Source organism: Methylacidiphilum caldifontis (genome assembly GCF_017310505.1).
In the GTDB taxonomy this organism is placed as follows: domain Bacteria; phylum Verrucomicrobiota; class Verrucomicrobiia; order Methylacidiphilales; family Methylacidiphilaceae; genus Methylacidiphilum; species Methylacidiphilum caldifontis.
Map to the genome: position 1 here is coordinate 1,522,570 of NZ_CP065957.1, position 22,644 is coordinate 1,545,213.

Below are 22,644 nucleotides of genomic sequence, written 5' to 3' on the forward strand. Positions count from 1 at the left end.
CAGCACATTTTTTCTTGATTTAAAAAGAAAAGAAGTTGGGAATTAACCTTTACTTATATTAGAATAAAAAAAGGATATAGATAAAGAAAAATTTCATTAAAAAAAATACTTTTACTTATATTTCCTTAGAAGTTTACTTTATTTTATCAAGCTTATCGTATCATCATTTTTTTCTTTAATTTTCTCTTATTCTAGGTATATTAAAAAGATGAGTTCCAATTAGATCTCTGTTTCTCTTTGAGATTTCTCGAATGTTGAATCGAATTTTTCATTGAACCTAACAAAAACACAACCTATGCCGATTGAATCAGATATTTCTACCGTATCCAAAGTAGAAGTGAGTTATGATGCTTCTCGCATAGAGAAATTAGAGGGGTTAGAGGCGGTTAGGAAAAGGCCGGGAATGTATATTGGACCCACCGATGAAAGAGGTCTGCATCATTGCGTCTTTGAGGTTCTCGATAATTCGATTGATGAACACTTGGCCGGCTATTGTACAAGAATAGAAGTCATTATTCATGTCGATGGATCGGTTTCTATTTTGGATAATGGTCGGGGTATACCGGTTGATCTCCATCCTAAATTTAAAATTCCAGCCGTTGAACTTGTTTTAACGAATCTCCATGCCGGGGGAAAATTTAGTCAGGGAGTGTATAAATATTCAGGGGGATTGCATGGTGTGGGGGCCAAATGTGTAAATGCTTTATCGGAATGGTTCAAAGTCGAAGTTTTTAGGGATGGGAAAGTCTATAGGATGGAGTTTAGGAGAGGCAAAACCTCTAAGCCGCTTGAAGTTGTTGGCAAAACGCAGAAAACGGGCACGCTTATTACCTTTAAACCTGACCCTGAAATTTTTACCCAAACCTTGGAGTTTAAAACCGAAATTATTGCTAAAAGGTTGAGGGAACTTGCCTTTTTAAATCCAGGCTTGGAGATATTGCTCTTGGATGAAAGACAATTAGGGGATGCCAAGCCCACTCCTTACAGGTTCTTTTTCAAAGAGGGCATAGCGGAGTTCGTATCCGAGTTTACCCAGGATTTGAAACCCCTTTGTCCTCGGCCGATTGTGATTCAAAAACAGAAAGACGATCTTATTATTGATTGTGTTCTACAATACACCGAGGGTTATACAGAACAGATTTTTTGTTATACTAATGGCATTCCTAATCCCGATGGAGGAAGTCATTTGTCGGGGTTAAAAACAGCCCTTACTCGATCGATTAATCAATATGGCAAAGCGAATAACCTCTTTAAGGAAAAGGATCCTCCGATTAGCGGGGAGGATGTTCGGGAAGGGTTAGTGTGTATTCTTTCTCTTAAACATCCTGCACCGAGTTTTGAGTCACAAACCAAAGTCAAGCTTGTTTCTCCAGAAGTAGAAGGGATTGTTTCCTCTCTGGTTTACGAAGGTTTGATGAGTTACTTGGAACTTAATCCTCAGGTTGCTAAAAGGATCGTTGAAAAGGCTTTGACTGCAGCACGGGCCCGGGAAGCAGCAAAAAAAGCCAGGGAAGCTGTACGTAAAACAGCATTGAGCGGGGGAGGGTTACCTGGGAAACTTGCCGATTGTTCCATTAGAAATCCAGAACAGGCTGAACTTTTTATCGTCGAAGGAGATTCCGCAGGAGGATCGGCAAAACAGGGTAGAAATAGGCAATTTCAGGCTATTCTTCCCATAAGAGGAAAATTGATTAATGTAGAAAAAGCAAGGTTGGACAAGGTTCTTAATAACGAAGAAATTCAAACCATTATTACGGCAGTGGGGACGGGGATCGGAGAAGGTGATGGAGAAGGATCCTTCCTATTAGATAGGTTGAGATATCATAAGATTATTTTGATGACCGATGCCGATGTGGATGGTTCTCATATTCGCACTCTTCTTTTAACTTTTTTTTATCGACAGATGCCCGAGCTGATCAACAAAGGGCATGTGTACATCGCCCAACCTCCTTTGTACCTAGTAGGAAAGAAAAAAGAGGAGTATTACGTACAAAGCGATGAAGAGCTCAACAAGATTCTCATTGAGCATGGAGTTAAGAATGTCGAGCTTTTTACGATTACGACAGAGAAGGTTTTTCGTGGCAATGAGCTGTTGGGACTGCTTTCAAAGCTAGAAAAACTGTGCCAATTCTCTAAATACTTGGAACTGCATGGTATAGATTTTGATTTGCTCCTGTCTAAAAAAGATACCGAGAGTGGTAAACTGCCTGAACACATCGTCCGGGTTTGGGAAAATAATCAAGAAAAGCTTTACTTTTTCTTCGATGAAAGACAACTTGGACAGTTCGCTGACGAAAATCCAGATCTCCTTCTTTTTGAAACTTCAGGAGGAGAGATCATTCCCCCTAACCTGGCTGATGTCCCTGAAAATGAAGGGGTAGTTGGCGGAAGACGAGCCACTTACCTGGAGTTGTTTGAAAGCCCCATGGTTATGAAAATTCTAAAAGAACTTTCTCAAGTGGGTTTTGAAGTCAGCCGTTATAGATCAAAAGATACTCCGCTTTATAAAATGATTGTCAAAAAGGGGGAAAAAGGAGAAAAGCAACTCGATATTTTTTCAATTGGACAAATCTTGGACCTAATAAAAGAAAATGGGAAAGAAGGGGTTGAAATCAAACGGTTTAAAGGTCTAGGAGAAATGAACCCCAAGCAGCTCTATGAAACGACAATGGATCCTCAAAAAAGAAAGCTTCTAAAAGTGGAGATTGCTGATGCCATTGAAGCTGAAAAGATATTTGTCACCCTCATGGGGGAAGAAGTTGAACCCAGGAAACGGTTCATAGAAGAAAACGCCTTGCACGTAAAAAACTTAGATATATAAAAACGACTCTTTTTTTGTTATCAGCCTAAAACTTATGCCACAGCAACCTGAAAACGGCAACCAGGAATTGGATAATAGGAGCAGTGCCTCGGTACGACTTGTCGATGTTTCCGAGGAGATGAAGAGCTGTTTTATAGACTATGCGATGTCCGTGATCATTTCACGGGCATTGCCCGATGTAAGGGATGGCTTGAAACCTTCTCAGAGAAGAATTCTTTTTGCCATGCATGAGCTAGGCCTAGCCCCCAACCGGAAACATTTGAAATGTGCAAAAATCGTGGGCGAAACGATGGGTAATTTCCATCCTCATGGGGATCAAGCGATTTATCCAACCCTTGTCCATATGGCTCAACCTTGGGCAATGCGAGAAGTGCTCATTGATGGGCAGGGAAATTTTGGATCTATTGAAGGCGATCCACCTGCAGCCATGCGTTATACTGAAGCTCGGCTTTCTAGTGCGGGAGCTTTGCTGATGGCGGATATGGAAAAGGATACCGTGGATTTTGTCCCTAATTATGATGAAACGCGGATGGAACCTTCGGTATTTCCTGCTGCATTCCCCAATTTAGTGGTAAACGGTGGAACAGGTATTGCCGTGGGTATGGCTACAAATATACCTCCTCATAATCTTTCAGAAACGATAGATGGGTTGGTGGCTTTGATTGATCAACCTGGGCTTTCTACCGATGATCTTTTAAGATACATACAGGGACCCGATTTTCCTACCGGTGGGGTGATCTTGGGCAAGGAAGGAATAGCCCATTATTTTGCCACGGGCAGAGGCAGTCTTAAGGTAAGAGGTACAATCCACTTTGAGGAACTCAGGGGGGGCAAATCAGCGATTATTATTGATGAAATTCCTTATAATGTCAACAGGGCTGCTCTTGTCGAAAAAATTGGCGAACTTGTAAATCAAAAAGTTATTCCTGAAATTTTGGATATAAGGGATGAATCCGACGAAAATACCCGGGTGGTCATCGAACTGAAAAGAGATGCTATTCCCAAGGTCGTTGCTAACAATCTTTATAAACACACTCCCTTGCAGACCAATTTTGCCGTCAATATGGTTGCTATCGACCGGCTCCGGCCCAAGTCTCTCAACTTGAAAGAATTGTTGAGTTGTTATCTTGATCATAGGCATGAAGTCGTGGTGAGACGAACTCGGTTCGATTTAAATAAAGCCTTGGAAAGGGCCGAGATCCTCGAGGGTTTTTTAATCGCTTTAAGCAGGCTAGAAGATTTTATCCAGATTATAAGGCAATCTTCTAACAGGGATGAAGCCAGAAGAAAACTGTTAGGTTTGGAGTTCTTGGCTGAGGAAATAGAAGCTCTTGGAATTGCTGATTATGATCAAAGACTAAACGAAGGAGAAATCTATAGGCTAACCTTGAGACAAGTTGAAGCTATTCTGGATTTAAGATTGTATCAATTGACAGGCCTTGAAAGAGAAAAAATAGCTTCTGAATATGCAGAACTTTTGGCTAAAATTAAAGAGTTTAGGGAAATACTGGCTAGCGAAGAAAAAATCTGGGCCATAGTCAGGGCTGAGCTTCTTGAGGTTAAAGAGAAGTATGGGAATCCAAGAAAAACAAAAATTGTGGCCGATGAAGGGGAGGTCGCTTTTGAAGATCTTATCGCTAATCAGCGTGTGGTCATTACCTTGACCCACAACGGGTTTATTAAGAGAACAAGCCTGGATAGTTACCGGTCTCAAAGGAGGGGAGGAAGGGGAGTCATTGGCATGTCCACATTGGATACAGGAGTTGAAGAAGAGCGAGATTTCGTTGAATCTTTATTTAATGCGTCAACGCATGATTACCTTCTTTTTTTTACAACCGATGGCAGAGTTTATATCCAGAGAGTCTATGAAATTCCTGAAAAAGAAAGGGCGAGCAAAGGTAAAAACATAGCCAGCATTCTTGAATTAAAACCGACCGAAGAGATCGCCTCTATGTTAAGAATTGTGGCAAATCCACAATCTTTGGATGGAAGAGAATATGCTTTGGATAAAGAAGGCTATATCTTTTTCTGCACCTCAAAAGGGAAGGTTAAAAAAACAGCTATTTGTGAGTTTCGAAACATTCGAAAAGGGGGGATAACCGCTATTTCTATCGATGAGAATGACAAACTTATTGATTGCATGTTTACGGATGGGCAAAAAGAGATTGTTTTGATCACCAGAGAGGGGCAAAGCATAAGGTTTGCAGAAACAGATGTCCGTCCTATGGGAAGAAATGCAGCTGGAGTAAACGGCATTGATTTGCAGCCTGGAGACGAGGTCGTGGGAGCGACTGTGGTCGATAATAGGGCAACATTACTAGTCGTCAGTGAAAAAGGAATAGGGAAAAGAACTTCTTTCGATGAATATCGCAAGCAGAAAAGAGCGGGATTTGGGATAAAAACGATGAAAACGACAGATAAAACGGGTAAAGTGGTATCAGCCCTTACGGTTTTAGAAGACGATGAACTCATGCTCCTTACTCTTAAAGGCAATGTGATCAGGATTCGGATTAAAGATCTTCGAAAAACGGGAAGGAATACACAAGGAGTGCGACTCGTTCAGATGGATAGTGACGATAAAGTTACTTCCATAGCCCGCATTATCCCAGATAAAGAAGAAAACGAAGAAACTTTAGTTCCTTGAAGTTAAAATAGAGGTGTGGTGTTTCTTGCTAGCTCTTTTTAATTGACAATGGCTAAAGCTTAGAGGCCAGCTGCTTTTTTAAGCCTATCATTGATGGCTACACCCAACTCTTTTTCAGGCAACAGTAAAGCATAAATTTTTTCTACCCCACTTTTATCCAGTTCCCGCATCATCTGAAAAAAATTGACAGCGGCTTCGGAAAAAGATCTTTTTGGGGAAAGATTTCTTGCTATTTTAAAGCCTTGACTGTCTTCTTCTCCCCAATAAAGAAGGGCACAATTTTGCCTTTTATGAGGAGGTATGTCGGATAACCTATGGATAATTTCTAGCGGGGTTGAGGGTGCATAATGTTTTGGAAACCTGCCGGGTGCAAGATTCCATCCTGTGTCGGAAGAGGGGACATTGACTGGACCTATTTTTCTTTCTATTTCTTCTTTTGAAATGGCTCCAAATCGAAGCAGTAAGGGAGGATTTTGAGCAAAAGAAACAACGGTTGATTCAATTCCAACTTGGCATGGTCCACCATCTAAAATCATGGGGATAAGCTGGTCGAACTCTTCATATACGGCTTGAGCGGTGGTTGGACTGATTTTGCCAAACCTGTTAGCGCTAGGTGCTGCAAGAGGTTTAGCGAATTTTTCAATTAATTTTAGAGTTAACGGATGTTTAGGTACTCTAAAACCAGCAAAAGGGAGTCCTGCGGTAACAATGTCAGGAATAAGATCTTTTTTTTTAAGAACAAGGGTTAGAGGACCAGGCCAATAGTTTTCTGCAAGTATTCTTGCTTCATGGGGTAAATGGGCGACATAAGAACGGACTTCTTCAAGGGAAGAACAATGAACAATAATAGGGTCTATTCTTGGCCTTTTTTTAAGTTCAAAGATTCGAACTACTGCTTCAGGATTCAAAGCATCAGCAGCTAAACCATAAACGGTTTCGGTAGGAATGGCAACGAGCTGGCCTTTGTGTAAAATATCAACAGCCTTTTCTATTGCCTTTTTTATTTCTGCATTAAATTCATTATCTTTCATTAATTAAAAAAAACGATTTGTTTATAATAGGGCTTTTTTAAGAAAACGAGGGAATGAAAAAGGGCATTATTTAAAAAGTATGCAAAAAACATTAATCTTCATTTTTTGCTTTAATTTTTAAAAGAAATTTTTGAAGAAATCGAATCCTATCCATGAGATAATGAGCGAATGATGAGAGTTGTTTTTATAGGAACGGGAGAATTTGGGGTTCCAAGTCTTGAGGCTATAGCATTGGATGGAAGATATGCTATACCTGGGGTTGTGACTCAAGCAGATAAACCCATAGGCAAGCAAAAAGAACTAATCCCTTCACCTATAAAAAAAATCGCCTTGGAACACCACATATGGGTTTTCCAACCTGAAAATATAAACTCTGCCGTATCCATTCAACAAATCCAATTTCTTAAACCCGATGTTCTTGTCGTGTGCGATTATGGACAAATATTATCTAAAGAAGTACTTGCAATTCCTTCGGTTGGAGCCTTAAACATCCATGGTTCGCTTCTTCCTAAGTATCGAGGTGCTTCCCCCATTCAGGCTGCAATAATGAACTTGGACAAAGAGACCGGAGTAACAGTCATATGGATGGATGAAGGGATCGATACGGGAGATATTCTAATGAGTGATAAACTCTTGATACGTTCCACAGACACAGCAGATTCCTTGCATAAGAGATTAGCTGAGCTTGGTGCTCGATTAATTATCCAATCATTAGAAGCGATTATAGCGGGTAAAGCTCCTCGAATTCCCCAAAACGATGCCTTGGCTTCTTATGCTAAAAAAATCAAAAAAGAACAAGCTCTTATTGATTGGACAAAAGATAGACACGAAATCGATGCAATGATTCGAGCTTTTAATCCATGGCCAGTAGCTTTTACTACGCTATGGATTGGAGGAGAAAAAAAGATCCTTAAAATATTTAAAGTGATTATTTCACATCGGGCCAGAGGTGTTCCGGGAGAAGTAGTGCGGATCGATCGACACGGCATTCTTGTGGCTACTGGCCGTACTGGGGGGCTTTTGCTCAGGGAGGTTCAACTTGAAGGAAGAAAAAGGATGCATGCGGCTGATTTTGCCCGTGGGGCAAGATTAGCTATAGGTACCATTCTAGGGAAACAAGATGAGCAATGAGCCTTATGGAACGTTGCTGGGAGCGATAAGTTTAGATGGAAAATTTTTAACACAAGAGTTTTCTTTAGATTTATTATGCCAGAGGCTTCTAACTCTAAAAGAAGATTCAATAGAAATTCTGACCGATCTGGATTGGACTATTCCCTCCCATTTTCGTTTTAAAAAATTTAATCCTCAGTCTTTTGACCTGAACGTTGCCTCCTTAAAAGCTCCTTTTTTTCTTTTGTGTTCGCCACTTGCCAATAAACTTGCGTTGGAGGTTGGAATCGTAAGCAGGATTTCCGTACTCTGGACTCCCTCTTTTTATTTGGGAAAAAAGCAATATTTATTCGACGCTTTTTTAGCTGCAAATAAAAGAATAAAATTAAACCTGGAATCGTGGGAAATATTTCCCGAAGGGTGTGCTTGTCATTATAAGATAGCCAAACATTAAAAAAGATAATTTTTTATACTCTAGAAATTCTTTCTATATGGTATAACAAAATTCATGATAAAAATAAGAATATTATTGGCTTTTCTTTTTAGCTTTTTCATAGTTTTGAGCTTACATGCTCAAAGGCCATTTAGTTTACCCAAGCAATTTTCGGTTTCACAAGTCATAAAAGTGGGTAATGGAGAGATCATTCAAAGGATTTTTGTTGATGGAGATAAAATTAGGGTAGAGGGACCCACGGGGATCCAACAACAAATAAATATTATTCGTAAAGATAAAAAAGTGATTTATACCCTTTTCCCCGAGGAACACATATATTTTGAGCATCCCGTCAAAGAAGAAACCCCTTTATATGATATTACTCCTGGTGATCCTGCAGCAAAATGGACACTTCTTGGGACAGATAGTCTTCAAGGGGTGAGTTGTGATAAATACTTGATGGAATCCAAAGCGGGCAAAGCTACTTTTTGGATTGTTAAAGATACGGGAGCCCCCCTGCAGATTATGCCTGAAAAGGGAAACATATTAGTGGTATGGAAAGATTACAAAGTTGGCCCACAACCCGAAGACCTTTTCGTCATTCCCTCAGGTTACCAACAAATTGAAAACTACTCGATCGACCAGGAAGAGAAGACTCAAGAACTTCCCCAGGGAAACTCAAAACCCATCATTCCTTCTTCTCCTCATAATGCTCAGTAAAAGGCAGGGATAGAGGGATTAAGAGTTAAACTGATGGAGTTTTGTTTTTTCTGAACTGATCATTTTATTTAAATTAATACCCAGGACCAAGGGTGTGAAAGTGATAGGGGAAAAAGACAACAACAGCCAGATTGGATCAATAGGAACTTTCTTTGAAGCTGCTGTTTAAATCACTCAAGCTGGCTAAAACCACTGTATAGAAAACTACTAGCCTGGGGGTTATAAGGAGAGAAATTTCTTCTTGTTGATCTGAAAAACGAAAATAAAAGTTAGGGGAAATTTCTAGGTAAACAGATCAGCTATCCTTTAAAAGCGAAAAACACTGCACCGATAATAAACAAATAGGCAATCAAGAGGTTCCAGCTGGGTGATTCTTTGAAAATAATCCAAGCAAGCAAAGTAAACACGGCAAGGGTAATGCATTCTTGGAGAACTTTGAGCTGAGTGACACTGAACGAGGAAGATCCTATTCTATTGGCGGGTACTTGAAAGATATATTCAAAAAAAGCAAGACCCCAACTCATCATTATAGCCGAAGGCAAAGGTTTATTCTTGAATTTCAGATGGAGATACCATGCTAGGGTCATGAAAATATTAGAAAGAATTAGAAGCAAAACGGTTTTCATGGGTCTGGATGCGATTTTTATGTTTTTAATTTGCATAACCAATCACAGCAAAAAAACTCCACATCGAAAGCTATTGAATTTTATTTTGGGGAAGCCACTGAAGAACTTTTCAAAATCGAAGATAATTTCTGAAATCAAAGATCATAGAAGGGCTCCCAACATAAAAAATTTTTAAATTTTTCCTATTTTATCTATAAACTGACTATCTTCAAGTGTTGTTGTATCCCCGGTAATCCGTCCTTGCAGGCTGACTTCCTTTAAAAGTCTTCTGACAATTTTCCCACTTCTGGTTTTGGGCAGTGTATCAAGAAAACGGATCTCTTGTGGCCTGGCCAAGGAGCCAATTTCCTTGACAACATGATCTTTTAAAACTTGAACAAGTTCAGTTGAAGCCAAATAACCTTCTTTAAGAGTAATAAAAGCGATCAGGGCCTCTCCTTTATAGGGATCAGGAATGCCTACAACGGCTGCTTCGGCTACCGCAGGATGACTGACTAAGGCATTTTCTACCTCGGCAGAACCAATACGATGGCCAGAAACGTTTATGACATCATCGATCCGACCCGTAATCCAGAAATAGCCTTCTTCATCTTTGTAAGCTCCATCTCCTGTAAAATAAACTCCAGGTATTCTACTGAAATATATTTTTTTGTAACTGTTTTCATCTTTGTATATTCCCCTAAACATGGAGGGCCACGGTCCTTTGATAACTAAAAAACCGTTACGGCCTGGGGGTAGGGGATTGCCCTGTTCATCAACGACTTCTGGAGATATGCCAAAAAAGGGAAAGGTTGCTGAGCCAGGTTTCATTGGCGTGGCTCCAGGTAAGGGTGAAATAAGAATTGACCCTGTTTCTGTCTGCCACCAAGTATCTACAATAGGACACTTTTCTTTGCCCACATGACGATAGAACCACATCCATACTTCTGGGTTAATGGGTTCTCCCACACTCCCAAGTAATCTTAAAGAAGATAACTCATGGTTCGCAATCCACTGCAATCCCCATTTGATAAATGCCCTTATGGCAGTAGGAGAGGTATAAAAAATAGTTATCTTGTATTTTTCAATCAACTGCCAAAACCGGTCGAAGGAAGGAAAATCAGGAGCACCTTCATAAATAAAAATCGAAGCTCCATTGGCTAAAGGCCCATAAACAACATAGCTATGTCCTGTAATCCATCCGATATCAGCCGTACACCAATACAAGTCTTCTTCTTTGAGATCAAAAATCATTTTGGTACTAAAAGCGGTCTGGACCAGATATCCACCCGAAGAATGAACTATTCCTTTAGGTTTGCCCGTAGTCCCACTGGTATAAAGGATGAAAAGAGGCTGTTCACTATCAAGGACAGCTGGATCACAAAATTCTTCAACCCCAGCTCGTTCTTTTTCCATCCAGTAATCCCTTCCCTCGATCATTTGAACCGCAGAGCCTGTTCTTTTAAAAACAAGCACCTTTTTTATTTGATTGCTTAGGCTAGCCGCCTCATCTACTCTGGTTTTAAGAGGAATTATCTTTCCCCTGCGAAATCCTCCATCAGCTGTAACTATTAGACGAGCCCCACTATCGAGTATTCTTTCTAGTAATGACTTCGAGCTAAACCCGGCAAAGACGACATTATGGATAGCGCCAATTCGAGCACAGGCAAGCATGGTGATAATGGCCTGAGGGATTAAAGGCATGTAAATAACAACCGTATCAGACTTGCCTACTCCATGTTTTTTTAGAACATTCGCCGTAATGCAGACTTCTTTGGTTAACTCTTCGTAACTGTAAGTGAGGCTTTCTCCATTTTCGCCTTCCCAAACCAAAGCTCTTTTGCTTTTTCTATTTCCTTTCAAATGCCTATCCAAGCAATTATAAGAGACATTTAAACTGCCCCCACAAAACCATTGAGGATGAATAAGCTCTCCATTAGATGTCTTTTCCCAGGGTTTAAACCAATCTATTTCTTGAGCTACTTTTCCCCAGAAGAGTTCAGGATTATCGATCGACTCTTTGTATAATGCCTTGTATTTCTGTTGAGTATCGATAAGTGCTTTCTGAGAAAAAGAATGAGGAGGATAGATTTTTAGCGATAAATAAGATCTTTCTTGACTCTGTTGGTCACCCATAGGAATGCCCTTTTTGTTGTTCCATTTTTAGTAAGAGGAAAATTTTTTATTTCGTAAAGGATATTCCAATATATTTATCGAATATCATACTTTCTCAACTTGGCATAGAGAAGAGGTCTAACAATACCCAATTTTTTGGCAGCCGCTGAGCGGGTTGGACATTCAGCAAGAGCTTTTTGGATAAACATTTGTTCAAGTTCTTCCAAAGCTTTGGGCAAGGGGAGGTTGAAAAGATGTTCCATTTCATTTGATTCGAAACGATTGACAAAAGGAAGATCAATATCTAAAGGATCGATTGTTCTTTTTTGGAGAGTTAAACAAAGTCGAATGATCAAGTTTTCTAACTCTCTTATGTTACCAGGCCAGTGATAACGAAGAAGGACCTCTAGAGCCTTTTTTGAAATATGTTTAGGGTTATCCTTGGAATATTTAGAGATAAAATAGTGCACGAAATCGGTAATATCTTCTTTTCTTTCTCTAAGAGAAGGAACCCGTATTCGAATAACGTTGAGTCGAAAGAATAGCTCCTTGCGGAAATGACCCTGATGCATCTCTTTTTCAAGATTGCCTTTATTAGAAGCAATTATCCGAATAGCCTTGTGTGAGAGGTCTTTTTTTGATTGGTCAAAAAGCCGAAGTATTTTGGATTGTAAGCTAGGTTTTAGTTCTTCGATCTCGTCAAAGAAAAGTGATCCTCCTGTAGCCTCTAGCCACTTTCCTTTTTGTCTTGCCGGGGGCTGTTGTCGATCAAGGCTGGTCAGATTCTCCCCGAAGAGTTCATTTTCTGCCAACTCTTCTGGAAGTGAACTGCAATGAATGGAAATAAATGGATAGGAAGCTCTTGAGCTATTGAAATGAATGGCTTGGGCAATGAATTCCTTGCCACTGCCCGTTTCCCCTGTTATAAGGACAGGCTGATCGGTAGAAGAAGCGATAGCAACCATTTTTCGAAGTTCGTCTGCTAATTTGCTCCTACCAATTATAACATATGAAGAATGGGATTGGGGAGGGCTGCTCATAGTGCTTGTGTTTTAAACACGGCCTATTTTCAATAAGTTGGTTATAACTTTCTTCTTTTTCTATAACATATCGTGCACGTTGTAAAAAGCCAGCGCCATAAAATAAGGGTTGACATAACAACAAAATAAGCAGTTTTGTATTCTGAGTTATTTTTGTTTTTTATAAATCCTTTATGTAAAAAACTCATAAAGAATAGGAAAGTTTCTTGTTAAGAAACCACAAAAGAAAGAGACCTAAGTATTGTTTGAAGTTTATTAAACCATCAGTTCGAAGTGTGTCTTTTGGCCTTCGATCGAATTAGGGCCTACCCACAGGAAAAATCGACCAGCCTCAAGTTTCTTTTCCCCTTCGAAGTCTATAAAAGCCAGATCTGAAGGGCTGATAGAAAATTTTACCGTTTGCTTCTCTCCTGGTTGAAGGCAAACTCTTCTGACAGCTTTAAGTTCTTTTATAGGCCTTGAAATGGAAGCCGTAGCATCCCTGATATAAAGCTGGATACTTTCTTCACCAGCTATATTCCCTCTATTTTCTATTTCCACGTAGACTTCGAGGATTTTATCAGGGGTAATTCTTGTGAGATTGAGCCGAGGAAAGCTGTAATGAAAGGTTGTATAACTTAATCCATAACCAAAAGGGAAGAGGGGTGTTGTGGCTTGATCAATATAGCCTGAACAAGGAATAGACCAACCGGAAGGCCTACCTGTAGCTAGATGTCTATAGTAAATTGGGATTTGACCGACAGATCTTGGAAAGCTAATAGGTAGTTTTCCTGAAGGATTACAAAGACCAAATAGAATTTGTCCTAAAGCTCTTCCTGTTTGTGTCCCCAAAAACCAAGCCTGAATAACTGCCTTAGCTCCAGAAATAAACTTGCATAAATCAAGCGGCCTGCCACTGAATACGACAATGATCACCGGAGGTCCGATTTGGAGGAGGGTTTCAAGGAGCTGTGATTGCCCAGCTGGCAAATCCAGGAAAGCTCTTGACGCCGCTTCCCCTGACATTCTTGCTTTTTCTCCAACTGCTGCAATGATGAGCTGGCTTTTTTGGGCAATCTCTATGGCCTGTTGCAACTGTTCTTTCGAAGAAGAAAAATAATCAGATCCTCTAGCTACAACGATTTTTGTTCCCGGGGGAGCATACTCTTTCATCCCCTCGGCCAGGGTTACGACTTCTTGAGGATCACCTATTGCTGGCCATGGACCTAAGTGTTCTTTCTTTTCGGTACTGAAAGGCCCAATCAAAGCTATTGAACTTATATTAGGAGCAATGGGCAGAATAGCTTGTTCATTTTTAAGAAGGACAACCGATTTTTGGGCTGCTTCAAGGGCGATTTCTCTGTTAGTTTGGATTAAGGGTTGGAATTCTTTGTTGTTTTTTTCGACCTGTGGATAGGGAGAAGAAAACAGCCCAAGTTTATGCTTAAAACATAGAACCCTTAAAACGGCCTTATCGATGGTTTCTTGCTTTACTTTACCTTCCTGAACAAGTTCTTTTAGGTATTTTAAATAGAGACCACTGGCCATATCGATATCAATGCCTGAATTGATGGCGATTTGAGCTGCCTCTTTTTCATTTTCAGCAATGCCATGTTGTATAAGTTCTTTGACGGCATTCCAGTCACTGATAACAGGTCCTTTGAAGCCTAGTTCATCTCGTAATAAGTCTTTGAGTAAGTAAGGGTTTGCGGCGGGTGGAAGTCCATTTATAGCAGGAAAAGCAGCCATCGTTGAGAAAGCTCCTTTTTTAAAAGCTTCGCTAAAGGCTGGCAGATAAACTTCCTTGAGCAGCTGAATTGGAATATTGACCGTATTATAATCCCTGCCCCCTTCAACAGCTCCATAACCAACAAAATGTTTTGGACAAGCCGCAAGAAGACTCGAAGAACAAAGAGTGTTTCCTTGAAATCCTTTGATCCAACTGGAACTTAAAAGCGCTGCCAGATAAGGATCTTCTCCTGGACATTCAGCAACTCTTCCCCAACGAGGATCCCTTGTTACGTCTACCATTGGGGCGAAGGTCCAATGGATACCATTGGACCGAGCTTCTAGGGCTGATCCATGGGCTACTTTCTCGACCAGTTCGCTGTCCATGCTAGAAGCTAAAGCGATGGGAATGGGGAAAATGGTTTTGAATCCATGTAAAACATCATAGGCAAACAGGAGGGGAATTTTTAACCGGCTTTTACATAAAGAGATTTGCTGAGCAAGCTGAATCTGATCAGGATCTGAGATGTTCAAGAAAGAGCCTACATAACCCTTTTCGATAAGGGTTTTTTGCTCATGGGAAAGGCAGCCGTTTTGGGCAGAAAGTTGAACAAGTTGTCCAATTTTTTCTTCCAGTGTCATTAAAGATAGCAGATTTGTGATTTCGGATTCAATCATAACACTGGATAAGAGGGGGAAGCTCAAAACCAAGCTACGCTAAAGAAAAACTTCCAAGAAGATTGCTCAAATAAAGACAGCGTGTTTAATGGATCCCTCCAGACAGTTGACCTTGGACAGTTCGGGTTTCTTTCCCAAGGGCTTTCTTCCATTTCCAAAGAATTGGACAGCCTATGAAAGGGAAAGATTGACGAAATTTTCTTTCAAGAAACTTCTGGTATGTTTCTTTAATCCATTTCTGGTTATTCACAAAAAGAACAAAAGTGGGGCAGGGTAGAGTAGTTGAACCCTCTTTTTCTTTAACTTGAGTAGCATAATAAATTTTCAGTCTTTTACCCTGAACAAGCGGGGGAGGAAACTGATTTAAGCTATCCTGGAAAAATTCAACAAGCTGGTGGGTGGGTATTCTTTTTTTGCGTTGCTGATCAACAAGTCGAACTGTAGTGAGAAGCTGATTAAAATTCCATTTTTTTTCCGCACTCATACCTATCACAGGAGCATAACTTAAAAAGGGTAACTCGTTTTGAACATACATAGTCGCTTTTTTATTCCATTCTTTGGCATTGAAATGATCTACCAAAAGATCCATCTTGTTAAGTATTATGATACAGGGCTTATAAGCTTTTTGGATTAAGCCTCCAATTTTTTTGTCTTGAAAACTAACTCCCTTCTTAGCATCAATAACAAACAACACGATGTGTGAGCGGTTGATAGAGTGAACTGTTCGGCCGGCGACTTTTCTTTCAAACTCTTTTTGTTGTTTGTTTTTTTTCCGTAGTCCAGCTGTATCGATGAGGCTAAAAACGCTACCCGCAATCTCAATATCCACATCGACGGCATCGTGAGTAGTGCCTGGCTCTTCGTGAACCAGAAGACGATTTTCTCCGAGAAGAGAGTTGATTAGAGATGATTTTCCAGCATTGGGTTGACCAATCACAGCGATTCGAGTTGCCGCAGTAGGATTGCTTTTTTGACTCTCTTCAGGCAGGCGGGAAAAAATTCTTTCGACAAGTTCTTGTATACCGAGGTTATGGGCTGCGGAAACGGGAAAAATTTCTTCAATACCCAGTTGAGCAAACTCCGCACAAAATTGTTCCATTTCCGGCTGATCGATCTTGTTGACGACAAGGAATACAAATTTATTTTTTTCTTTCAAAAATTTAGCTATTTCTTTGTCTAAAGGATGAAGCCCGACCCTGCCGTCGACAACGAAAAGGACGATATAGGCTTCGTTAATTGCTCCATTGATCTGGTCATGAATCGATTTGTCTAGAGGGGAATGGAAATCAAAACTCATGCCCCCAGTATCGATCAGCATTAGTTCTCTTTGCCCTTTTTTGACAAAGGAAATTATCCTATCACGGGTTACCCCGGCGGAGTCGTAAACCAAGGATATGTCTTTAGAACATATCCTATTAAATAGAAGAGACTTCCCTACGTTTGGTCTACCCACAATAGTTACAATTTTCATTCCTAGACAAAATTACCCTTTTTGGGTGTTGAAGAGATAGAACGACTTTCTTGGTAGATAAGATACTTTAATCCTCTAAAGAAATAAACCAAGGTTGAAGCTATGACGAAAAGAGCACATAAATAGACAGAAATATTACTTAGAAAAACAGTGCCAAGAAGGGAAAAACCGATAAGACAAAAACTGCCAAAAGTTGCGACTTTGCCTGTCCAATGGGGCTGAATTTCTACTTCTTTATGTATGGCCTTAAAAAAAAGAATGCCAAATAAAAGAAGGATATCTCTGCTAGCAATCAAAAAGGGAAGCCAAAGGGGAATCTTTGCTATTTTTGAAACATTGATTGTCGCCAGAGAAAAAAGCAGAACAAAAAGAAGCAGCTTGTCCGCAATCGGATCGAGTATAGCACCAAGCTTACTTTTTTGGCCACAGTTCCTCGCTAAATATCCATCAAGGCAATCGGAGAAGGCAGCAACAAGAAAGATAATGAAGGAACCGGCCCTCAACCGTTCGTCTGGCTGGTTAATTTCATCGCTCTTTTCATATTGATCGAGGAAAACAAGGATCAAAGGTACTGAAAAGATTCTAAATAAGGTTATCCAGTTAGCAGGAGTCATTATTTTCATTCTTTTAAGAAGACTACCTTATATAATCTATTCAAAACCCTATTTTTACCTAACACGGCTAACATCGGGTAAAGACTAGGACCGACTGTCCGCCCCGTGAGTGCAACTCGAAGCCTATGGATGTAATCAGCGGTCTTTCGTCCCCTTTTCAAGGCTAAATCTTTGATCGTTTCTTCGAGTTCTTTTGACTCGAAAGAAGAAATTTTTTCTAGGTAAGGAATAACCTCTGCCAATATTTTTTTCCCATTATCGTCAAGGTATTGTTGAAAAATTTCATCTTCGTACTCAATCGAATCAGTCAGCAAAGGTTTTATCCAATGGACAAGTTCTTTTCCTGTTTTGACTTTTTCTCGAACTATCCCTATTGCTTTTTTTAAAAACGAAGGATCAGTATTGTTATCGATAAGTCCCGCTTTTTCTAGCCAGAAGAAAGCATGAGGATAGAGCTCATCCAGAGGTAAAGAATGCATGTACTCGGAGTTTATCCAAAGGAGCTTAGGGTAATTAAACCGGGCATTACTTCGATGAATTTGGGGTAGATCGAATTTGGCGATCGCTTCTTCGATATCGAAAATTTCCCTGTTCTCTTTAAGAGACCACCCAAGCAAACAGAGATAATTGCGAAAGGCTTTAGGCAGAAATCCTTCATCAATGTATTCTTGGACTGAAGAGCCTTTGTCTCTTTTACTCATTTTTGTACCCCCTGGATTAAGGATAAGGGGGATATGGGCATAAAGGGGCGGAGTCATGCCTAAAGCTTCAAAAAGGGCAATATGTTTAGGGGTATTTGAAAGATGATCTTCTCCCCGGATAACATGACTGATTTTCATCTCTGCATCATCGACTACATTAACGAGATGAAAAACAAAAGAGCCGTCCTTTCTGCGGATCACGAAATCCTTTTCTAAAGTACAATCAAAATAGATGTCTCCACAGATTATATCAGGAACAATTATCCGTTTTCTAGGCATCTTAAAATAAACAGCTTCATCTTTGATATAAGCGAATCCTTGAGCAATTAGTCTATTGCAATAGTCGGTATAAATTTCTTTTCGTTGACTTTGAAAATAAGGGCCGAACTGTCCTAGAGTTTTTCCATCCGGCATAGGTCCTTCATCCCAATCAAGCCCTAACCATTTAAGGTTGTCGAATATAACGGATAAAGCCTGTGGAGTATTCCGACTGGTATCGGTATCTTCGATCCTTAGAATGAATGTTCCTTCAAAATGCCTTGCATATAACCAGTTAAATAAAGCTGTACGAGCTCCTCCAACATGAAGGAATCCTGTTGGAGATGGGGCAAACCGCACCCTGGGTGTCATTTTATTCATAAATGTCATCGCAAATAAGATAAGTTAATATGACCTAGAGATCCAACTCAAGTTATTCCACCAAAAATAGCTATGAAAAATCTTTCATCGATTTTTAATAAGCCAGATAACCGCTGGAAAAAGTTACGACAGAATTATCCCTCTGTTCAAACCATTGTTCATAATAAGTTCGCCTGAAAAAAACAGGCTGGTCTTTAAATATCTCCATCGTTAAAGCGATGGCTCCAACGCCATCGAAAAAACGGATATTTTTTTCTTTTTGAAGGTGGTTGATAAATCCCATAAAATTTTGCGCTTCTACATATCCCCACAGTTCTTTTTCCCATAAATCAGTGTTTTTCAGTACTTCTTGAGTGACTTTGAAGGGATGGCCGAATCGGGGACCAATATGACACCCATCGATACTGATAATCAGACCAACTCTGTTTTTGTAAAGGGATATGATTTCCCTAAGCAGAGCAGCAAGCTTCTTCATTTTTAAAAGTTCCTCTTGACCGTTATTGTACAAGATCAATTCATATAATCCCCCACACAGGACTGGTAAAAAATACAAGGGTTTTTGGATGCCCATCCAGTAACGTAAAGCCTGCATAAAGACGAGAGGAAATTCTATCGAATGTTCTTTTTGGTGACCTAAAGGATCAGACAGACAAAACCCGACTCTTCTTTCGATATTCTCGACCAGCTCCTTTTTATTGTAGGCCCTTCCTAGAGGAGTGATGTAGTCTCGGTTGTCAATGCTCCATTCGATACGGCTATGATGGCCAACCCCAAGAATGATAAAAAAGTCGGCTTCAGACATGGAAAACCATCGAGAAAAGGCATATGTATAAGCTTTAGGACTAACCTGAAAATCTATGTGTGGAGCCAGAATTGCGATGGTCTCTCTTTGTTCTTTGGCAAGGGTGCCATTTTTAGGCCAGCAACAGGCTCCTGGGGCATCAAAAAAAGAACGGAATTTTGTCAAACATTCTAGGGCTTCTGCAGGATATGAAAAACCATGACAGCTGGCATGAATAGCGCGGGTTTGCATAGCGAGCTTTTCTAAATTCATGAAAATAAACTGATCGATTAAATTTAAAAAGCTTGAGTGTTCTGGTCAAATAATCGTGCCATGTGGGACCACTCCATCCTTTGGAATAATAACGATCCCATCCCTGATGTAATAAAAATCCCCATCATAATTTTGAGGTTTGCCTTGGGGAGAAATTTTTACGTTGTTTCCAATGCGACAATTCTTGTCTATGATTGTTTTTTCAATTGCAGAATGACTCCCTATCCCTATTCTTGGCAAGCCATGGCCTTCGGCAGCTAGTGCCTGGCTTTCTGTCTCATAATAATCGTTTCCAAGCAGTATAGTATCCATAAGACAGGCTTGAGGTTGAACAATACTTCTTATTCCTACAAGAGAATGGATAATTTTTGCTCCCGAAACAATGCAACCCTCAGCAATGAGTGAATTTTCGATTGTAGCGTTGAAAATTTTTGAGGGGGGTAGGTAGCGGGGACGGGTAAATATGGGGAAATGGCTATCATAAAAGTCGAAGTTGGAGTGCAGATCGCAAAGATTGAGGTTGGCTTGGTAAAAAGCCGAGATCGTTCCGATATCCTCCCAATATCCGGGATAAATATAAGAAAAAACTCGGTGAGATCGAATTAAAGAAGGAATGACATCTTTGCCGAAATCTGGTTCAGAGCCCATAAGGGCATTAGCAAGGGTTTTACGATTAAAGACATATATTCCCATGGAAGCGAAGAAAAAGAGCCGATCTTTAGGTAGGTGATAAAGGCTTAAAAAAGGATCGTTAATGGCAAATTCCTTAAGGACATCTTTCTCTTTGGGTTTTTCAACGAAAGATACGATCCTTTTTTCTTCATTGACCCTCAAAATACCCAGTGAAGAAGCCATATCTATGGGAACCGGTGTAATGCCAACGGTTACGTCGGCACAGGTCTCGATGTGTTGTTCAATCATGACCCGGTAATCCATCTTGTAAAGTTGATCTCCAGCAAGGATTAATATCATGTCGTGAGGATGGCTTCCAAAATGGATAAGGTTTTGTCTAACCGCGTCAGCTGTTCCCTGATACCAATAAGCTCCTTTTGGAGTTTGTTGGGCGGCCAGAATTTCGACAAATCCTTGGGAGTAATCGTCAAACCTATAGGTTTGCTGGATGTGTCTATGCAAGGAAGAGCTATTAAATTGGGTGAGTATAAATATTCTCCTTAATCCGGAATTAATGGATAAGCTTATTGGAATATCTACAAGCCGATATTTGCCTGCCAAAGGAACGGCGGGTTTAGCTCTTTCTTTTGTCAATGGGAAAAGCCTTGTCCCTGCTCCCCCTCCAAGAATAACGGTGATGACATCCATTGAAGAAAATGAAAAAAGATGGGATCTATTCATAATATTTGATATTTATTTTGATTTTATTTAAAAATAACGCAATATGTGTGGGATTTTTGCATACTTGGGGAAAAAGGAAGCCCAACCGATTTTGCTTGATGGGTTGAAACGGTTGGAATATCGAGGCTATGATTCGAGTGGGATTGCCATCGCGGACGGCAAAAGGATAGAAGTGATCAAAAAGAAAGGAAGAATTGCCGACCTTGTACAACTTATCGGCCCAAGACAATTTCATGGCCGGTTGGGTATAAGTCATACCCGCTGGGCAACTCACGGTATACCTAGCGATGAAAATGCTCACCCACATTTTGATCAATCCCAATGTCTTTCTTTGGTCCATAATGGGGTAATAGAAAATTACCAGCTTTTGAAGCAAAGATTACTCAATTTTGGACATAAGTTTCAATCAGAAACGGATACAGAAGTCCTTGCTCATCTTATAGGCTATTATTATGAGCAGGAAAAAATAGACGATCCCTATCAACGGCTTATTCATGCTCTTAAGCGGTCGCTTAAGGAAATCAGTGGAACCTATGGTATAGCTTTAATCCACTCCGACGTTCCTAACCTTCTTTTAGGAGCAAGGCGAGGTAGCCCCTTGGTTTTAGGCATAGGAAACGACGAGTTTTTTTTAAGCAGTGATGTGACCGCGATTTGTCCTTATGCCCATAGGGTCGTTTACTTAAACGATGGGGATCTGGTTGCCATCACTCTGGACACATTCGATATCCAATCCTTGAACCAATCCTTAAACAAATCGAATAATGGGTTTGAAATTAGAGATGTTGATCAATTGGAAATGACTGCCAGTCTGAAGGGCTTTCCTCACTACATGCTTAAAGAGATCTATGATCAGCCTGAGGCGATCAGAAATGCTTTCCGTGGACGCTTGATTCATGAAGAAGCAACGGCCAAGCTTGGAGGCCTTAATATGAGCCCACAAGAGCTTCTTAGAATAGAGAGGATTCAAATAATCGGTTGTGGTTCAGCAAGGCATGCGGGTATTGTGGGTGAATACCTGATCGAGTCCTTGGCTCATATTCCAGCCGAAGTCGAATTTTCAAGCGAATTTAGGTATAAAAATTCTCCATTGGATAGGCACACGGTTGTGTTTGCAGTTAGCCAATCTGGAGAGACCGCTGATACGCTTGCGGCTGTAAAAGAAGCGAAAAGAAAGGGGCTTAAAGTCCTGGGCATTTGTAATCGCGTCGGTAGTTCAATAGCTAGGGAGACAGAAGGAGGGGTCTTCATGCATGCAGGACCTGAAATTGCCGTTGCAGCGACAAAATCATTTAGTTCACAGGTTCTGATATTTTCTCTGCTTGCTTTGCTTTTAGGCCGATTAAGGTATCTTTCTGCTCGGGAAGGACATGAAATTGTTGAAGCGATCGAAGCGTTACCTGATCAGGTAGCCGAAGTGATCAAGTTAGATTCACAGGTAAAAGAACTTGCAAGAAAATACGTTCAAAGCCGAAGGTTTTTGCTTTTTGGCCGACAGTTCCAATACGGGGTTGCCTTGGAAGGAGCACTGAAGATTAAAGAAATCTCTTATTGTTGTGCTGAAGGCAATCCTTCTGCGGAATTGAAACATGGCATTATAGCTTTAATTGATAAGTCTACCCCAAGTATTTTTCTTTGCCCAAAAGATGGGGTATATGACAAGAACATAAGCAACATGGAAGAAATCAAAGCCAGGGGAGGGCCTATCATTGCTATTGCAACTGAAAATGACGACCAGGTTGCTAAGATAGCTGATGAGGTGTTGTATATTCCTAAAGCCCCAGAATATCTTACGCCAATACTCACCGTTATTCCTCTTCAATTGTTTGCTTATCACTTAGCTATTTTTCTGGGTAGAGATGTGGACAAACCAAGAAATTTGGCTAAAAGTGTAACGGTTGAATAGGA

At 40.3% G+C, this 22,644-nt stretch carries 16 protein-coding genes; 6 read left to right on the forward strand and 10 right to left on the reverse strand.

Annotation, left to right across the window (positions count from 1 at the left end; all coding sequences use genetic code 11):
- The first annotated feature begins 295 nt into the window (after positions 1–295).
- Both gyrB and gyrA read left to right on the forward strand, forming a co-directional pair.
- Positions 296–2,821 carry a DNA topoisomerase (ATP-hydrolyzing) subunit B gene (gyrB, locus tag IT6_RS07095; protein WP_206825777.1) on the forward strand — a complete coding sequence of 842 codons (2,526 nt, stop codon included), beginning with the start codon at positions 296–298 and terminating at the stop codon, positions 2,819–2,821.
- 34 nt (positions 2,822–2,855) lie between these two features.
- A complete protein-coding gene (gyrA, locus tag IT6_RS07100) occupies positions 2,856–5,465 on the forward strand; it encodes a DNA gyrase subunit A (protein WP_134440249.1) in 2,610 nt (869 codons plus the stop codon).
- A gap of 59 nt (positions 5,466–5,524) precedes the next feature.
- Here gyrA and IT6_RS07105 read toward each other — a convergent pair whose 3' ends face one another.
- Complete coding sequence (locus IT6_RS07105; RefSeq protein ID WP_134440250.1) at positions 5,525–6,496, reverse strand: L-threonylcarbamoyladenylate synthase; 972 nt, start codon at positions 6,494–6,496, stop codon at positions 5,525–5,527.
- A 168-nt stretch (positions 6,497–6,664) separates the two neighbouring features.
- Between IT6_RS07105 and fmt the strand changes: the two genes are divergently transcribed.
- The 3 genes from fmt to IT6_RS07120 are packed head-to-tail and all read left to right on the forward strand — an operon-like array spanning position 6,665 to position 8,759.
- Entirely contained in the window at positions 6,665–7,627 is a 963-nt protein-coding gene (gene fmt, locus IT6_RS07110; RefSeq protein WP_134440251.1) for a methionyl-tRNA formyltransferase, read from the forward strand.
- Positions 7,617–8,060: a hypothetical protein gene (locus tag IT6_RS07115; protein ID WP_206825778.1), complete on the forward strand. Its 444-nt coding sequence runs from the start codon at positions 7,617–7,619 to the stop codon at positions 8,058–8,060. The genes fmt and IT6_RS07115 overlap by 11 nt, the downstream gene beginning before the upstream one ends.
- 54 nt (positions 8,061–8,114) lie before the next feature.
- Positions 8,115–8,759: a DUF4412 domain-containing protein gene (locus IT6_RS07120; protein WP_134440253.1), complete on the forward strand. Its 645-nt coding sequence runs from the start codon at positions 8,115–8,117 to the stop codon at positions 8,757–8,759.
- A 299-nt stretch (positions 8,760–9,058) separates the two neighbouring features.
- Here the strand turns inward: IT6_RS07120 and IT6_RS07125 are convergent, their stop codons facing one another.
- The 9 genes from IT6_RS07125 to IT6_RS07165 form a co-directional block, all read right to left on the reverse strand.
- Positions 9,059–9,385: a DMT family protein gene (locus IT6_RS07125; RefSeq protein ID WP_134440254.1), complete on the reverse strand. Its 327-nt coding sequence runs from the start codon at positions 9,383–9,385 to the stop codon at positions 9,059–9,061.
- A 171-nt stretch (positions 9,386–9,556) separates the two neighbouring features.
- Positions 9,557–11,500, reverse strand: coding sequence for an acetate--CoA ligase (gene acs / locus IT6_RS07130; RefSeq protein WP_206825779.1), 1,944 nt, complete (start codon positions 11,498–11,500; stop codon positions 9,557–9,559).
- Positions 11,501–11,574: 74 nt separating this feature from the next.
- Positions 11,575–12,519 carry a sigma 54-interacting transcriptional regulator gene (locus tag IT6_RS07135; RefSeq protein WP_134440256.1) on the reverse strand — a complete coding sequence of 315 codons (945 nt, stop codon included), beginning with the start codon at positions 12,517–12,519 and terminating at the stop codon, positions 11,575–11,577.
- Between the two features lie 255 nt (positions 12,520–12,774).
- Positions 12,775–14,904, reverse strand: coding sequence for a beta-glucosidase BglX (gene bglX / locus IT6_RS07140; protein WP_206825780.1), 2,130 nt, complete (start codon positions 14,902–14,904; stop codon positions 12,775–12,777).
- A gap of 85 nt (positions 14,905–14,989) precedes the next feature.
- On the reverse strand, positions 14,990–16,375 hold the full coding sequence (der, locus tag IT6_RS07145) for a ribosome biogenesis GTPase Der (protein ID WP_206825782.1): 1,386 nt from the start codon (positions 16,373–16,375) through the stop codon (positions 14,990–14,992).
- A gap of 2 nt (positions 16,376–16,377) precedes the next feature.
- Positions 16,378–16,998 carry a CDP-alcohol phosphatidyltransferase family protein gene (locus tag IT6_RS07150; protein WP_134440259.1) on the reverse strand — a complete coding sequence of 207 codons (621 nt, stop codon included), beginning with the start codon at positions 16,996–16,998 and terminating at the stop codon, positions 16,378–16,380.
- The gene (locus tag IT6_RS07155; RefSeq protein ID WP_134440260.1) at positions 16,995–18,329 is read right to left on the reverse strand and encodes a glutamate--tRNA ligase; all 1,335 of its coding nucleotides are present in this window, start codon (positions 18,327–18,329) and stop codon (positions 16,995–16,997) included. The genes IT6_RS07150 and IT6_RS07155 overlap by 4 nt, the downstream gene beginning before the upstream one ends.
- A gap of 94 nt (positions 18,330–18,423) precedes the next feature.
- A complete protein-coding gene (gene amrB, locus IT6_RS07160) occupies positions 18,424–19,383 on the reverse strand; it encodes an AmmeMemoRadiSam system protein B (RefSeq protein ID WP_134440261.1) in 960 nt (319 codons plus the stop codon).
- A 45-nt stretch (positions 19,384–19,428) separates the two neighbouring features.
- The gene (locus IT6_RS07165) at positions 19,429–20,736 is read right to left on the reverse strand and encodes a glucose-1-phosphate adenylyltransferase (RefSeq protein WP_206825783.1); all 1,308 of its coding nucleotides are present in this window, start codon (positions 20,734–20,736) and stop codon (positions 19,429–19,431) included.
- 43 nt (positions 20,737–20,779) lie between these two features.
- Here IT6_RS07165 and glmS point away from each other — a divergent pair, with 43 nt between their 5' ends.
- Positions 20,780–22,642, forward strand: a complete 1,863-nt coding sequence (glmS, locus tag IT6_RS07170) for a glutamine--fructose-6-phosphate transaminase (isomerizing) (protein WP_206825784.1) — start codon at positions 20,780–20,782, stop codon at positions 22,640–22,642.
- The last annotated feature ends 2 nt before the right edge of the window (positions 22,643–22,644 follow it).

Excerpts from the sequence above, each read along its gene's own strand:
- gyrB (WP_206825777.1), top strand. The coding sequence starts at position 296 with ATGCCGATTGAATCAGATATTTCTACCGTATCCAAAGTAGAAGTGAGT.
- gyrA (WP_134440249.1), top strand. The coding sequence starts at position 2,856 with ATGCCACAGCAACCTGAAAACGGCAACCAGGAATTGGATAATAGGAGC.
- IT6_RS07105 (WP_134440250.1), bottom strand. The coding sequence starts at position 6,496 with ATGAAAGATAATGAATTTAATGCAGAAATAAAAAAGGCAATAGAAAAG.
- fmt (WP_134440251.1), top strand. The coding sequence starts at position 6,665 with ATGATGAGAGTTGTTTTTATAGGAACGGGAGAATTTGGGGTTCCAAGT.
- IT6_RS07115 (WP_206825778.1), top strand. The coding sequence starts at position 7,617 with ATGAGCAATGAGCCTTATGGAACGTTGCTGGGAGCGATAAGTTTAGAT.
- IT6_RS07120 (WP_134440253.1), top strand. The coding sequence starts at position 8,115 with ATGATAAAAATAAGAATATTATTGGCTTTTCTTTTTAGCTTTTTCATA.
- IT6_RS07125 (WP_134440254.1), bottom strand. The coding sequence starts at position 9,385 with ATGAAAACCGTTTTGCTTCTAATTCTTTCTAATATTTTCATGACCCTA.
- acs (WP_206825779.1), bottom strand. The coding sequence starts at position 11,500 with ATGGGTGACCAACAGAGTCAAGAAAGATCTTATTTATCGCTAAAAATC.
- IT6_RS07135 (WP_134440256.1), bottom strand. The coding sequence starts at position 12,519 with ATGAGCAGCCCTCCCCAATCCCATTCTTCATATGTTATAATTGGTAGG.
- bglX (WP_206825780.1), bottom strand. The coding sequence starts at position 14,904 with ATGATTGAATCCGAAATCACAAATCTGCTATCTTTAATGACACTGGAA.
- der (WP_206825782.1), bottom strand. The coding sequence starts at position 16,375 with ATGAAAATTGTAACTATTGTGGGTAGACCAAACGTAGGGAAGTCTCTT.
- IT6_RS07150 (WP_134440259.1), bottom strand. The coding sequence starts at position 16,998 with ATGAAAATAATGACTCCTGCTAACTGGATAACCTTATTTAGAATCTTT.
- IT6_RS07155 (WP_134440260.1), bottom strand. The coding sequence starts at position 18,329 with ATGAATAAAATGACACCCAGGGTGCGGTTTGCCCCATCTCCAACAGGA.
- amrB (WP_134440261.1), bottom strand. The coding sequence starts at position 19,383 with ATGAATTTAGAAAAGCTCGCTATGCAAACCCGCGCTATTCATGCCAGC.
- IT6_RS07165 (WP_206825783.1), bottom strand. The coding sequence starts at position 20,736 with ATGAATAGATCCCATCTTTTTTCATTTTCTTCAATGGATGTCATCACC.
- glmS (WP_206825784.1), top strand. The coding sequence starts at position 20,780 with ATGTGTGGGATTTTTGCATACTTGGGGAAAAAGGAAGCCCAACCGATT.